At 37.1% G+C, this 15,336-nt stretch carries 10 protein-coding genes and 1 pseudogene; all 11 read left to right on the top strand.

Annotation, left to right across the window (positions count from 1 at the left end; genetic code table 11):
• Positions 1-128: 128 nt before the first annotated feature.
• The 11 genes and pseudogenes from J7Q84_RS02570 (at position 129) to J7Q84_RS02520 (ending at position 15,195) form a co-directional block, all read left to right on the top strand.
• Positions 129-854, top strand: a complete 726-nt coding sequence (locus tag J7Q84_RS02570; protein WP_209092818.1) for a hypothetical protein — start codon at positions 129-131, stop codon at positions 852-854.
• Positions 855-861: 7 nt separating this feature from the next.
• Positions 862-4,005: a hypothetical protein gene (locus tag J7Q84_RS02565; RefSeq protein WP_209092817.1), complete on the top strand. Its 3,144-nt coding sequence runs from the start codon at positions 862-864 to the stop codon at positions 4,003-4,005.
• Positions 3,992-4,648 carry a hypothetical protein gene (locus tag J7Q84_RS02560; protein ID WP_209092816.1) on the top strand — a complete coding sequence of 219 codons (657 nt, stop codon included), beginning with the start codon at positions 3,992-3,994 and terminating at the stop codon, positions 4,646-4,648. The genes J7Q84_RS02565 and J7Q84_RS02560 overlap by 14 nt, the downstream gene beginning before the upstream one ends.
• A gap of 7 nt (positions 4,649-4,655) precedes the next feature.
• A complete protein-coding gene (locus J7Q84_RS02555) occupies positions 4,656-5,480 on the top strand; it encodes a DEAD/DEAH box helicase (protein WP_209092815.1) in 825 nt (274 codons plus the stop codon).
• A complete protein-coding gene (dpdJ, locus tag J7Q84_RS02550) occupies positions 5,443-9,174 on the top strand; it encodes a protein DpdJ (protein WP_348519820.1) in 3,732 nt (1,243 codons plus the stop codon). Before J7Q84_RS02555 ends, dpdJ begins: the two co-directional genes overlap by 38 nt.
• Positions 9,167-9,673, top strand: coding sequence for a phospholipase D-like domain-containing protein DpdK (gene dpdK / locus J7Q84_RS02545; protein ID WP_209092813.1), 507 nt, complete (start codon positions 9,167-9,169; stop codon positions 9,671-9,673). Before dpdJ ends, dpdK begins: the two co-directional genes overlap by 8 nt.
• A complete protein-coding gene (gene dpdD, locus J7Q84_RS02540) occupies positions 9,670-11,967 on the top strand; it encodes a protein DpdD (RefSeq protein WP_209092812.1) in 2,298 nt (765 codons plus the stop codon). Before dpdK ends, dpdD begins: the two co-directional genes overlap by 4 nt.
• A 355-nt stretch (positions 11,968-12,322) precedes the next feature.
• On the top strand, positions 12,323-12,985 hold the full coding sequence (gene queC, locus J7Q84_RS02535; protein ID WP_209092811.1) for a 7-cyano-7-deazaguanine synthase QueC: 663 nt from the start codon (positions 12,323-12,325) through the stop codon (positions 12,983-12,985).
• The gene (queD, locus tag J7Q84_RS02530) at positions 12,985-13,479 is read left to right on the top strand and encodes a 6-carboxytetrahydropterin synthase QueD (protein WP_209092810.1); all 495 of its coding nucleotides are present in this window, start codon (positions 12,985-12,987) and stop codon (positions 13,477-13,479) included. Before queC ends, queD begins: the two co-directional genes overlap by 1 nt.
• Positions 13,472-14,178: pseudogene (gene queE, locus J7Q84_RS02525) on the top strand (7-carboxy-7-deazaguanine synthase QueE). Before queD ends, queE begins: the two are co-directional and overlap by 8 nt.
• A 480-nt stretch (positions 14,179-14,658) precedes the next feature.
• On the top strand, positions 14,659-15,195 hold the full coding sequence (locus tag J7Q84_RS02520; protein WP_209092809.1) for a VUT family protein: 537 nt from the start codon (positions 14,659-14,661) through the stop codon (positions 15,193-15,195).
• The last annotated feature ends 141 nt before the right edge of the window (positions 15,196-15,336 follow it).

Below are 15,336 nucleotides of genomic sequence, written 5' to 3'. Positions count from 1 at the left end.
TGTTAAAAGGATGGTTAGTAATAATGCCATTTATAGAACGGTTAGTTAACACGATGACGCCTAACCGCGTCTTAGCTTTATGTCAGTTAGTTGCCTACAAGTCATTAACAAAACAAGAATTATCGGATTTGTTGCAACCAGCGCACTTAAACAGTAGTAAAGAACAGTTTAACAATGTATTTAGATTTACTAAAGAGGGAAACATCATCGAAGAAGATTCTGTATCAGGAAAAGTTAAACTGAAAGTGGACAAAGAGAATGTAGCAAATCCAGAGGCATTTCGACGCATTGTATCAAAGCTAGGTCTTTCTAATCCGAATTTAATGTTTTACCGCTTTACTAGTTGGTACTTAATGCGTGGAGAATCTATTTTTGCGGAAACGAGTAAGGATCTTGCTGTTGCATTTAATAGTGAAATGCAATTTGGTGATGATATCCCGAATAAGTATAATGATACTAATATCAACGCATGGAAAAAGTGGGCGTGTTTTCTCGGATACGGTTTTCAGCATGGAGGAATTGTAATTCCAAATACAGATGTTCGCCTAATCGATTTAATCGCGGATAGTACCCTGTTTAAAGGCGAATTTATCCCTTTTGCCGAATTTATGGGCTGGTTAGCAAGTGTTTCACCTGAACTAGATGGCGGTGAACTGTTTAATAGAAACAAGGGTGAGACAATCTTACCGTCTCAACATTTGTCACTTGGTTTATCCTCTGGATTAAGGACCCTTCACGATCAAGGCGTAATTGAATTACATTACCAATCTGACGCATTAGATACGTGGTTTTTAACTAGATGCAATACTCATGAAATCGTCATGGAAGTATCCGAGATTAAGATTGGACGGTGATTAAAGCATGAATATTAGTGAAAACAAAATGAAACATTATTTAGATAGAGTTGCTGAAATTATTCGGACTGATGCCACCAATATTGACCGCGTCAATTTTCTTGCTACTCACACGCCATTTAAGAAGTTAATTCATGTGACGAGTGGGATAACTGAAGTTGGTAAATCTGAGATGGATGAGGAAACGTTCTTTCTCAAGCATGTGTTAGAGCGTCGTAACGATCATCAATTTATTATTGTACAGGGTGATAATGGTACTGGGAAATCTCACTTTATACGCTGGGTAAAGGAGCGTTATGAAAATGCAGTGAATCCAACTGAAGAGGCAGTACTTTTTATTTCTCGCTCACAAAGTACATTGCGCGGCGCTCTCGAACAAATTATTAATTCAGGCATTTTTGAGGAAAACGATACGGTTGATCATATTAAGAAACTGATTTTGGCGAATGAACACTTGAGTGAAAGCAACTTAAAGCAAAATATTATCCATCAATTTGCGATTGCTGTACAAAATGATGAAGAAACCAGTTTGCTGCCAAGCAAGATAAAAAAAAATTTATACTTTTTTCTTGTTGACCCTGCCATTCAGGAATTCTTGTTTAAAGAATCTGGTCCTATTGAGCGAATTAAACTGAGACTTGCTGCTGAGAGTTCTAATCAACGATTAGACGATATTTCTCCCAGGTTTGAAGTTGATGACTTTGCTATGACAGTCGATTTATTAACGGCATTTAAGCAATCAGACGTGTCTAGACGTGCACTTAAATTAGCAGAGTCATTATTTAATGATGATAACTCAGTTCAATTGAGAAAAGATCTTGCCGATTATTTAAATCAGTTCCTAGAATCGGTTGTCCAGCGTTGCGTAAATCTTAGAGGTTCTGATTTAAAAGATGTTTTTCAACATCTTCGTAAGGAGTTAAAGGGGAGTGGAAAGAATTTAACTTTATTTATTGAAGACATTACGTCATTTACAGGCATTGATAGAGCACTAGTTGAAGTGCTCGTAACTGAGCATAAAGGTACTGATTATAATGAAGAATATTGTCGATTGTTATCCTTTGTCGGTATTACGAATGAATACTATAAAACCACCATTCCTGACAATTTGAAGGAGCGTGTAACCGGACGAGTTCTAATTGATAAAGCTTCCTTGTTTAGTGGAAATCAAATATCAGAAATGGCTGCTAGATATCTTAATGCCATTTATCTTGAAAGAAATGAACTTGTCAAGTGGGTTGAAGAAGGTGCCCAGGAAGAAACTTTGCCAATTGCTCCAATTTACGCTGAACATGAATGGGCAACATTCCGTTTGCAGAATAACAGGACGTTTACTTTATTTCCGTTTAACCAAATTGCGTTAAAAAAATTCTATGATGCGTTAGATTACAAAACGCCAAGGAGATTTCTGAAGCATGTTTTAACCCATCTATTGCAATTGTATTTTGTTAATGAAGAGTTCCCACCAAAGATTACAGACCTTTCAACTGAATTTGCAAACCTGCCAAATTTCATTGATTCGTTATCTAAGCGTACGATTGATATCAAAGCACCTGACTTTAGCGAACAACTAACCTCGTTTTTAAGACTTTGGGGTGACGGCACAGTTGATACGAAAGAAGAAGATGGCCAATTCACGGTTGGAGGCTTACCGGAATCAGCCTTTAAAGCATTTGGATTACCATTTATAGTAGATAAGAACAGGGTTGGAAGATCAAAGCCTGATGCGAAACCGGATCCTAATCCAGATATTAATCCCAATCCAAGGCTTGACCCAGAACCAGTACCATCACCTCCAAGAAATCCAGGTCAAGATGCATTTGGTAAGGTTGAAGAAGAATTAGATAAATGGCTTAATAATAACGGGAAACTGACTAGTTACAATAGTTTTCGGGAAGATATTTATAGTACATTTATTGAGTTTATCGATTGGGAAGCAGAAGGTGTTTCTGCTCCATTAGTGAGCGATAACTTTATGAGTCGCAGGATACACATTGAAGGTCAATCTGTTACTACCCGTGGAAGTGACTATTTTACTATTGAAAAATCGAGTTCAACATATTACGCATTGCTGGCAATGGCTGCATGGCGTCACCTTGGAAACAAATCTTGGAGCTTTGAAGGTAGTATTAATTACTTACCTGGCTTTTATAACTGGTTACAAGAGCAAAAGAAAAAAGTGATTTCTTTTGTAAAATACCCAAGAGAGATAAACAATCCTGATCAGTGGCAATTTTGTAAATGGAACATCCTAACTAGCTATTACTTAATGGCATTATCCGGAAATATTAATAGGGGTGATACATCAGCCTTAAAGATATATGAAGCATTGTTACAATCGCCAAACATTAGGGTCGAGGAAAATCGTTCTACAAACTGGATAACGATGCAAAAAAGATTTAAACAACCTGTAAATTCTAAATTAATTCAAACAAACTACGAGCTGTTTAGAGGAATGCATAATCGAGTACAAGGGAAGATTACCGATAAAACGGAAGTTCACTTTATTGATGCTGCGGCAATCTTAAAAGAAATTGATCAACTGAAAAAAAGTGAGTGGGATATTGAGAATGTAGTCTTACCAGATCGGAGTATATATAAAGAATCATCGCGATACGTCTCATTGCTGCTTTTAGATTTAATCAAGCAATTACTGCCCCTTGCGTTAAATGATGAGAGTTCCTTAGTTCGTGAGAGAGTAAATCAAGTGTTGGAGTACGTTGGTTCTGAAGAAGCAGCAACGGATTTATTTAACGAAATGCGAGAGTTACTTACTTATTTTAGAACTATAAATGAAGGATACTCGACGGACGATTTCAAAGGATTACAGAATCGGCAGTTGAACCAGCAACAACTCATTTCACACATAAGTGCTTTAAAACAAGTAGGTGAGTTGAAGGGTGATAAATTGTTATTAGGTTTAGTAAACTGTCCAATAGAACGACTTGCTGAGTATATTCGATTGTTTGAAAAAATAAACAATCTACTTTCAAAAAAGAATACAAAATTTGATGAGAAACAACGAAGTCTTGAACAGAGGCTAAAAGATGGTCAAACTGAACAAATTATTGAAAGCACAAGAGAGCAAATAGAGAATCTACGCAGCAGGATTGAAGGCATCCATCAGGAGGCGTCACATGTTATTAGATAAAGTGAGAGAAACACGTCAATTGGTTGAAAAAGTAAAGCTAGCAGAAGAACGGGCAAATCGACATCAAGAATATCAAGATTTTTATCAAAAATTGATCGAAAAATCTCCTGATTTTGACCAATTTATTGAGGCACTGAGAAGTATGCTGACTTCTCCCCCAGAAACTTTTGTAAAGCCAGACTTGTCACAAATTTTAATTAAGATTAATGAACTGCTAAGTACTTTTGAAAGTGAGCCAAAACAAAGTCTTATTAGCGCCTTATCAAAAGAAATACGTATTCATGATGAGCAGTGGAAAGTGAAGTGGACTGATTACGCAACTAAAAAAAGCCAAGAGGTTATTCGCGGACTTAACTCTGTTAAACAAGTAGCGGGTTCGGTCGATGATATTAATACTATCATTCGTGTCTTAGAGTCACTTGCAAATAAATGGCCAATATCAGAAAGCAATATAACTCAATTTTCAAAGCACCTTTTTCAGGCTAAGGAAAAGTTAATGAGTCTAAACACTACCCCTGAAGTTCAACAGTTTCTTAATCGGGTTGCTAATAATGAGGCCACAATTGCAGACATAACTTCGGAAGTAATGGAATGGCTTAGAGATAATAACTTTTTAAATAATTTAAAGATATCTTTTAAGTGAGGTTTCTATGAAACATACTGATTTAGACAAGTTAGCAGAAGAAGTACTGACGCAGTTAGAAATGGAAGAGAACACATTACTATCTTGGGGAATCACAGGTGGAACCTTTGACGCTATAACAAAAGTTGAGCAAATTATTGATTCTTTGCCAACCCCGCTCATCAGAGAACTATGGTTAACATCAGAGAGACAAGGTGTATCAATTGAGCATATTGTTCAAAACTTAGTAGAACGGAAATTACTGTTCGTAGGAAAATCAGGCTACCGTTCTCGATACGCAGAGACGATTAGATTATTATACTTACTTAAACAAAGGTTTAAATTTGAAGATTGGCTAAATGCCCCAAGTTTAGTAAGTAACGTAAAAACAAATTTGTGGTATCGCAATTATCCAAAGCGTAATCACACTTGGAATCAAACACGTGTATTATTAGAGGATGCACGTACACCTGATTTTGTTCTCTCAGTTCTTGATGAGTTACTTGAACACGGCAATTTGCAACTATCGGGCTTTCAGGTTGAATCACTTTCACATCTGTTGAAAGAAGGGGGGAAATCAACTGATGGTGGAACTATTATTGGAGCAGGAACTGGTTCAGGCAAAACGAAGGCGTTCTATTTGCCAGCATTTGGTCAAATTGCCGCATCTATTAAAGGAGATCAACGCACTTGGACACGAATGTTAGGTATTTATCCGCGAACAGAATTGTTAAAAGATCAGTATAATGAAGCCTTGAGTGAAGCTTTAAAACTTAACAGTTTATTTGATTCAAACTCGATTCGTCCAATAAACAATTGGTTGTTATTATGGCGACACTCCAAACAATGCTGAAGAGGTACGTTCACACGAGAATCGAAAATGGAAGAAAAGAGCAGAAGGGTACATTTGTCCATCTATAGCTTGTCCAGATCCGAAATGTGGTTCTGAATTAGTCTGGAAAGAAGAAGATCTTCTCCAAGCTATTTCTACTAAAGATGATAAATATGAAAGACTTTATTGTTCAAGTGATTCTTGTGAAGTATGTATAGATTCTAGGAACATCATATTAACAAGACACCGAATGTTAAAGAACCAGCCAGATATTTTGTTTACAACAACTGAGATGTTAAACCGGAAACTATCAAGCGGGTTTGACCAACACATATTTGGTATTCGTGAGGATCATAAACCACCATTATTTGTCTTGTTAGATGAGGTTCATATTTACAATGGTATTAATGGCGCTCATGTTGCCTATGTATTGCGAAGGTGGCGAAGTCTCGTAAAGAAATATAATCACTCTCATGTCGGCATCCAATTTGTCGGGTTATCGGCAACGTTACCTAATCCACAGCATTTCTTCTCACAGTTAGTTGGGGTTCCAGAGAACAGTTGTAAGTATATTACTCCAAACCGTGATGATATGACCGACGAGGGAATTGAATATAATCTTGTCTTACGAGGAGATCCGTTTTCGAGTACTGCATTACTATCAACATCAGTCCAAACAGCTATGCTATTGGGAAGGATGTTAGATCCTCTTAACCAGTCTGTTTCTAAGGGGGCATATGGCTCAAAAATTTTTGGGTTTACCGATAAACTTGATGTTATTAATCGTTGGTTCCATATTGAGAAAGATGCTGAAGAAGTTAAGACGCTCAGTCAATACCGCGATTGGGACGTTCTAAAGGAAAAAGCCCCTGCCTTAGTAAGAACGAGAGAACAACAGTCCAACTCTGGTCAAATCTGGGGACTCGCTAAGAAAATTGATCGTTTTGGACTTCAAAATCCTATGAAAATTGACATTACGTCATCCCAGTATAAAGGCGTTGATACGAGAGCAAAATTTGTAGTTGCTACAAGCACATTGGAAGTCGGTTATAATGACCCCGATGTCGGTGCTGTCATTCAGCATAAGGCTCCGAGAAACTTAGCTTCATTTCTGCAAAGGAAAGGGCGAGCCGGACGCCGCCGCGGAATGCGCCCTTGGACAGTTGTCGTTACCTCGGCTTACGGAAGAGATCGCTATGTTTATGATTATCCAGAACAGCTATTTAGCCCGATTTTGCCTGACTTGTCGCTGCCGATTCGAAATGTTTATATTCAGCGAATTCAAGCAGGTTTTACTGTGATGGATTATTTCGCTAGTAAACTTAAACAACGTGGATTAGAATCCCCAATCTGGAATATACTTTCCCCTAAGTATAGCCAGTATAAGGCTGAGCGGAAGATTCTTGCCGATTGTACTATCAGAATTTTAGATGGAACAGATAAGGACTTTATTATCTATGTCCAATCAGCTTTACAATTAGATGGAGTAGCCCTTGATAGAATATTATGGACACCACCGCGTTCAATTATGTTTGATTTGCTTCCAAATTTGTTAAACCATTTAAAAATGGATTGGGGAAGAACTTTAGGCAGAGAAGACACATTACCTCATTCGCCGCTTCAAGGATATGTACCAAGAAACTTATTTTCTTCCTTGGAAGTGAATGAATTGCTCCTTATAGTTAATAATGATCCAAAGAATGAGCATTATCAGGCCTTGCAACAGGGAATCATGGAATTTTCTCCTGGAAATGTTTCGAAACGTTATGCAAAAGCACATCGAACAACAGAGGCACACTGGTTGCCGGTACCTCTAACTGACGATACGATTTCTGTCAATGGTGAAGAAATTACTGGAATATTACTAAAGCACATTATGCGTGAAGAGGAGAGTATTCCTGTTTATCTCCCACAACAGTATAAGTTATCGCAAATACCTAAGGAATTGAGCGATAGAACTACTGGTTTTTTAGACTGGGATGTTGAAATTGTACCAAGAAACGAAGCGGATGAAGAGATAGGATCAAAAATTAAATTATTATCCAATTCCGCATTAGCATCATTTTTGGATCGTATTGATCTATTTACTTCCAATGAACATCAAACTGTTACTTTTACACGATTTGCTTCTGAAGTAAAGAGTGAAATTAAGTATAAGGACGGTACTTCTGAGCGGAAAACGTACTTATTCAGGGAGGGACAAAGGAAGTCTGCCATCGGATTTCAAGTAGAAGTAGATGCTTTGGCATTTACTATGCGTCGTCTTCCCTTAGAACAAATATCAACTAGCCAAAATTGGAAGCGGTTACTAGCTGAGTTACGCCCTCGATTTTACTTAGATATATTGCAAAAGGACCCGGTATTAAGCGGACAACTATCTGTATTTGAGATAGAGTGGCTGTGGCAAATTTGTCTTTCTTCTACAATTGCCACTGCGGTCAGTAAGCAGTTCAGTTTGGAAGAAGCCGTTGATTATTACCGAAAACATATTAAATCTATTTCGGTCCGGGCTCTTGATGTGATTTTTCAAGCAACTGTAGTTAAAGCTGAAGAAGATGGTGAACAGGAACAAACCGATGAGGCTAAGCTCTATGAGAGGCTGCTTTCTTATTTAGAGACAGATAGCATTATGAAACATTTCATTTTTTATCTCGATGTGTTGTACAAAGACATCACTAATTACGGAATATTTTACTCTTGGATTGAAGAGCGGACACATGCAACGATCGCAGCGTGCATTCAGCGTGCTATTGAACAGTTGCTTCCTGACGTAGATACTCAGGATCTCATTATTGACATTAATGATAACCAAGTTTGGTTATCTGAAACCGATTCTGGCGGTATGGGTGTCATCTCAGGTATTGCTTCTGCAATTCGGAACGAGCCAAGACTGTTCGAGGAGTTGTTTAGTAAAGCTGTTGATGAGTGCCCACGCAGTGAAATTGCTAAGTCACTATCCGCTATAATTAAAGAGTTTGATAATGATGAGTTGTATGATACATTTACAACAATCCGTAGATCTACAAACCTTGATGAACAAAAAGAACAATTAGAATTGCTTCAAAAGCAATTGAGTGACCGTGGAATTACACCAAAACGAGAATTAATTGTTAGCCTTACAACAAAACTGCTAAATCGAAACAGCAACGAGATGACTGATGACTTAATGCGCGATTTACAGGAACTTTGGAGACAAGAAGAAAAACGGTTAGGCTGTAAAATTGATGTTCGAGTATTTATTGTCGCTTGTTTACGGTTAGATGATTATAAGGACCGCATTGATACAATAATATCAGATTTATATCCGGGTGGAAACTTTGATGAAAAGCAGCGTTTCATATTAATTGAAACCCTTCTATGGAGTGACTGCAACGATTCATGTCCAGAATGCTTAAATTTGTATAGTCCTTACCAATCGTTTGCGAAGCCGTCTCGTCTATTGCTTAAATCACTATTAGTTCCGACAACGATTATTATTGATTCACATGAACCGAAATGGGGTGAGTTACTAATAGATTGCTTAAAGAAGGGCAAACAGGCTCGCGTTATTACTTTATTTGAGAATATGGAAGAGTGCCAACGGATGTTAATGAATATCATCCAAACACCAATCGATTTTGAATATGAGTTCTATTATCCGTATATTGCTGGTGTTCGAAGCAGCGGGACAAATTGGTTGTTTGATGTTCGTGTAAGGGAGGTTACCCATGCTTAACCGAATAATTCGATCTCATAACGGTACGGTAACTTTGAAAGACTGCTTAACTTCAATTTTTTCACTAGAGGCGGCTTTACCAAGTAAAGAAATCTACTTAATATCGCCATTCTTAAGCAATTCGCCGATTATTCAGAACGCGTTAGATGAGTACACGGATTTGTTTCCTTTAGTTGAGGGGAAATTGATTTATCTTTCAGACATTCTGAAGACGTTAGCGTGGAGAGGATCAAGCATTCGAATTATATGCGATCCGGAACGAATTGAAACTAGAAGATTTATTAGCCAACTTGGTGACAGTGCTGAAATTAAAAAATTAAATAATAATCATGAAAAAGGCCTTGTTACAAGTCGTATCTATTTGCATGGTTCAATGAATTTTACGTATCGAGGTATTAATATCAACGGCGAGAATGTTAGGATAACTAGTAATGGAGTAGAAGTAAATCAAGCCTTCATGTCTGCTCGGGCAAGGTGGGAGGAGGCGGAACGACCATGACAGAATCGGCAAAATCTAAATTTCTTCGTATTCTCTTGCAAGTAGATGGCCATAATCCCTATCAATTAACCATTATTGAAAATGAGTGGTCGGGGCCAAATTTTGAACTCTTGGCGATGATTGAGCGATTCTATAATAATAAATCTGCCGTGTTACCTTTCAGAAACGGCAATAATGGTATATTTTGGTTTTTGTTTACCGATCAAGATACCTTATTAGTAAGACATGCCAGAGAGTTAGATAAATTCTTACTTCCATATTACGTTACTCCATTGGAAAACGGGAAGAAACAATATTTTAATCCCCAGAAGAGAATGGCTAAATTAGGGTATGAATTGTTTCCGGAAGGCTATTTTGGTTATGTATCCAATATTCAGAACGAACAGGCAATTTGGAATATGCTTGGATTGTGGCGACTTTTAACTGAGCGCCGCCCAAGCATTTCCTACGACGAGTTAGAAATCAATGTGTTTACATTACGTAGTAGGTTTCACCAGGCCATTGCTTTGAAAAAATGGGAACAAGCAAAAGAAACCCTGACAGAACTTCAACAAGGGCGATATTTAACTGATGAAAACTATAAATTCTTGACTATTCAATGGTTAAGCGCTCAAGGTAAGTGGGAGCGTATTTGGGAATCGAATGATTTCGAGCTCTTAGCAGGGGTAGGAAAGTTGCCAAACCAAGTTCATATAGCTCTGTTGCGAGCATTTTATCAAAGAATCCTTTCCAAAACAGATATTCTTGGGCATTATAATAAAACGATGGAAATCTTTAAGGAAAACCGGAGTAAACTAGGGACTTTATTGTATTCTCAGTTAGGGTTGGATGAGGATTCGGCAATTCGTGTGTTTGCATATGAGTCAGCATATAAGGGACAAGCAGAAAAACTTAAACGTTATCTTGAAAAAACAGAAGATGATCTTACAAAAGATATTATTGAGTTTCTTTTGATTTGTGTTGAAACGAATAAAGACAATAAAGAACCTAGTATTTTGCCGATATTATCAAATCTTGAGCTAGCGCAACAGAGTTTTGCTAACCAAGAATATGAAGATGCATTCATTTTTCTAGACGATTGCGAGCTTTCAGTTGAGAAAGTTCGACTGCTTACTGGAATTGCTATGATGCAAGAGACAGAAGAAACATGCTCCGTTGCGTTTGAACACTATAAAAATTTATCCGAATATGAACAGCGATTATTAATGCAAGAGCCACAATCTAAAGGTTGGATTGTCTATTTGCTTAATCGACAAAATGGTAATCCTACTCTGTTGATAAAAGAGGAACCTGATGAGAAGTTGAAAAAGTTAAACTGGAACTATTGGTTTAATGCTTTTCTTGAGGGAACTGATTTTGATCGCTTAGAGGAGGAGCTAACAGTGATGGATACCCAACATGGGAATATAGTATGGTCTATTTCTTCCCTTAGCAAGTTATCAGATATGATAGCTATGGTTGGAGTTGAATCGCTATCCTCGCCACAAAAGAGGTTGTTACAAACAGCATTACCGATGTTTATTACGGAACTGTTGCAAGATGAACGCTTTCCTAATGAAAAAGCTACAGATTTATATGAATATACAAGAGAAACTCTATATATTCATGGCAAACGCAACGAGAATAATGCAGGGTTTCTACTTCGATTAACTGAAGGATTATTGCTATTAGATATGACAAAGGCTAATGTATACTGGAATCAAGTTGAATCATGGTTCCACCTACCACCTACAGATCGTATATCTTCATATGTGTTAGAAGCGTTAGAATTGTTTAAAGAATATGGTCATTCAGACGATAGGTTACAGTCAGTCTGGACAAACTGGTGTGGGACGTTACTTGATAGAATATCTGCCCCGACTGTTATTCATTCATGGTTTAATGTAGGGAAAAGTATTTCTGCAGATCCCACAATACTTGCTGCATTAGTAGAGAAAATCAGTGCTAAAACCGAGAACGATCCACTGGTTATACTCCCGTCTATGCTGATAACAATTTATTCATTACGTGAAAAACCAGCACAGCGGGCTGCAAACCGAATCATGTCACGAAATCCGAATCTTAAAGTAAGGATTTGCACTGACAGTAAGTTAACTCCTGAAGCAAAATCATATGCGCGTAATTCTGATTTAATTATACTTGTTACAACCTGTATGTCTCATGCCCTAACATATGGAATTTCACCTTTTGTGGAAGAAAACCTTGTGTATGCCCGAAGTTCGGGAGAAACTGGAATTATTGAGGCTCTAGAACAATATGTTCATCAAATAGCAGAAAACCAAGAAGTATCATAGAATAAGATCCTGCCTATTTCTGGAATGGGATTTTATATGTTATGACTTTAATATTTCCTTTTGTTGCAATTGTCTTAGTAATGAGGAAACAACGCAATTTAAATAAGCTTAGAGTATCCGAATCGGCTTTGCTCACTTTGTGAAGTTGTATGTTGGTAAGTTTCTATGCAAACACCTTTTATTAATTTCTTGCGTGACAATGTTGAAATTTTGATATAATATATCTTAAAGATAGTGTGATATTATTTTAAAGCCGATTTTAATGATGTGTATATAAATTTATAGGATGTTATTTTAACAACAAACCATATCGAAGCTAGATATGGTTTTCTCATTTTATTAGGGGGGCAATAATGTGAAAAGTGAAAAAGCAGTCGTTGTATTCAGTGGCGGGCAAGACAGTACGACATGTTTGTTTTGGGCACTAGAAAATTTTAAGGAAGTAGAGACTGTCACATTTAATTATAATCAGCGACATAGCTTGGAAATTGAATGTGCTGTCAGCATAGCAACGGAATTAGGTGTTAAACACACAGTTCTAGATATGAGCTTATTGAATCAGCTTGCCCCGAATGCATTAACGCGCAGCGGTATTGCGATTACACAAGAAGAAGGAGAGTTGCCGTCTACTTTTGTAGATGGACGCAATTTACTTTTCTTATCATTTGCAGCTGTATTAGCCAAGCAAGTCGGTGCAAGGCACATTATAACAGGGGTATGTGAAACAGATTTTAGCGGCTATCCGGATTGCCGTGATGTATTTGTAAAGTCATTAAATGTTACTTTGAACTTGGCAATGGACTATCAATTTGTTATTCATACACCACTTATGTGGATTGACAAAGTAGAAACGTGGAAGCTTGCGGATGAACTGGGTGCCTTTGAGTTTGTACGCGAAAAAACATTAACATGTTATAACGGAATCATCGGTGACGGCTGCGGTGAATGTCCGGCGTGCAAACTCCGTAAAGCAGGATTAGATACGTATCTGGCAGAACGGGAAGGAGAGAAGGAATAGTGGAACAAAACTTCTTTGGATTTCGTATTGTAGAGAATCTGCAAGAAATTGGTCAGGATATTGACCGCAAGCAATTAAAATATCATAACAAGCGTGTCATGGTAAGTAAGGAGTTTACGTTTGATGCAGCACACCACTTGCATTGTTATGAAGAAAAATGCAAGAATCTGCATGGCCACACGTACAAGGTTGTATTTGGCATCAGTGGTTATGTAGATGAAGTAGGACTTGCTATTGACTTTGGCGATATAAAGGAAATATGGAAAAATGAAATTGAAATTTATTTAGACCATCGTTATTTAAATGAAACCCTTCCTCCTATGAATACGACAGCTGAAAACATGGTCGTATGGATTTTTGAGAAAATGGAAGAGTCATTACAAAAAGGTGAGCGTCCTAATCAATATAAGGGAGCACGCACAGAGTTCGTAAGATTATATGAAACGCCTACGAGCTATGCAGAGATGAGACGGGAGTGGATGGAAATTGAATAGCATTCCTGTTTTGGAGATTTTTGGTCCGACTATTCAAGGAGAAGGAATGGTTGTAGGGCAAAAAACAATGTTTGTCCGTACAGCTGGCTGCGATTACCGCTGTGTATGGTGTGATTCAGCTTTTACATGGGGAAGGATCGAATCAAGCAAATGAGTACTGAAGAAATCTGGAACGAACTAAAGCGACTTGGCCATGAGCGTTTTTCCCACGTTACGATTTCAGGGGGGAATCCGGCTTTGTTAAAGTCTCTTAGTGACTTAATTGATTTATTAAAGAAAAAAGGTATCCGTACTGCAGTTGAAACACAGGGAAGCAAGTGGCAGGATTGGCTTCTTGACATTGATGAGATTACTATTTCCCCAAAGCCACCGAGTTCAGGAATGACAACAAATTTTGATATTCTGGACAATGTTGTCGAACGTCTTACAGGAAGATATGTGAGTTTAAAAATAGTTGTTTTTAATGAAACAGATTTTGCGTATGCAACACAAGTTCATGTACGCTATCCACACGTACCTTTTTTCTTGCAGGTCGGAAATGAGGATGTGCATACAACAAACGATAAATATTTAGTTTCCGATCTGTTAAAGCGTTATGAATGGTTAATTGAACAGGCAGTCGCTGCTAAGGAAATGAATGATGCAAAGGTGCTTCCTCAACTGCATGCACTGGTGTGGGGAAATAAAAGAGAGGTTTAAAATATAAAACTAGAGTTTTAAACTTTATAAAGATATACAAGTAAAATTGTTTAATAGATATAAAAAGGAGATGGGTTTGTTTAATCATCTCCTTTTTAGTTAAAATTATTAAGCGAGTATTTATAGAAGAAAGAATCTAGTTTAATTGTTTTTTTGTGAATGTAAAATTTAATAGTATACATATCAATTAATTGGATAAGTAATTTTAATATAGTCTGTAAGGCTGAATCCTAAAAGCTTTTTGTTTATAACTCCCCATAAAGTCTCCCTAATTGTCGAAAGAAAATCAGTAGAGCATACGGTTTCGCCCTTGAATAGAACAAGTGTTTGTTTTATGGTGGTTATAAAGGAGTAGGTATATTTGTACTTGAATACTTTTAGGGAGAAGGCAATTATGATAGCCCTCTTATTAGAAACTATTAACTAGAGATGCTAGGTTATTATAAAGAGTTAAGAAAATGAATGATTAGGAGGTATAAAATGAGAATTATTCTATATTTTATTTCAATTGTATTGGCTAACTTTGTAACAGCAGCATTTGCACCTTTGCATTTAGGTGTTTTTATAGTTCCAATGGGTACATTGTTGATTGGGGCCACTTTTATTTTGAGGGACCTAGTCCAGAATAAATATGGAAGGACTAAAACGTATATTGTTATTGGTACAGCATTAATGTTATCTGCAGTATCTCCTTATTTACATGGTGACACATTATTAATTGTGTTGGCCTCGGCAATTTCTTTTGCAATTTCAGAAACAACGGATACCGAGATATATTCTCGATTAAAATTACCAATGAGTTGGCGTATCTTTTATAGTGGTTTAGTTGGTGGTTTGTTAGACTCGACAATTTTTGTAATTATTGGCTTAAGTCCTCTAGGAGCAAACTTTTTGTCGTGGGAGGCAGTGCCAGCAGCAATTATTGGACAAGTTTTAATGAAAACTCTTATTCAAGGCATAGGGGCGTTAGTACTAAATTATATATCGAAATTTTCTAACGAAAATGCGTTAAATTAAGCTATTATATTATTATGATCAGGAAGGAGGGCCACCTCCTTTTTTTATTTTGTATACATGGAAGAGATTGGTTTGAAGACCTTATTGAGTGGATAAAAGAGAAAGTAGAAAAATAATGTAGGTAGGATTATTAAATTACAT

It is taken from the genome of Bacillus sp. 165 (genome assembly GCF_017742235.1).
GTDB lineage: Bacteria > Bacillota > Bacilli > Bacillales > Bacillaceae_G > JAGHKQ01.
The sequence above is the reverse complement of the archived record's forward strand: the minus strand, read 5'-3'. Positions and strand labels throughout refer to the sequence as shown.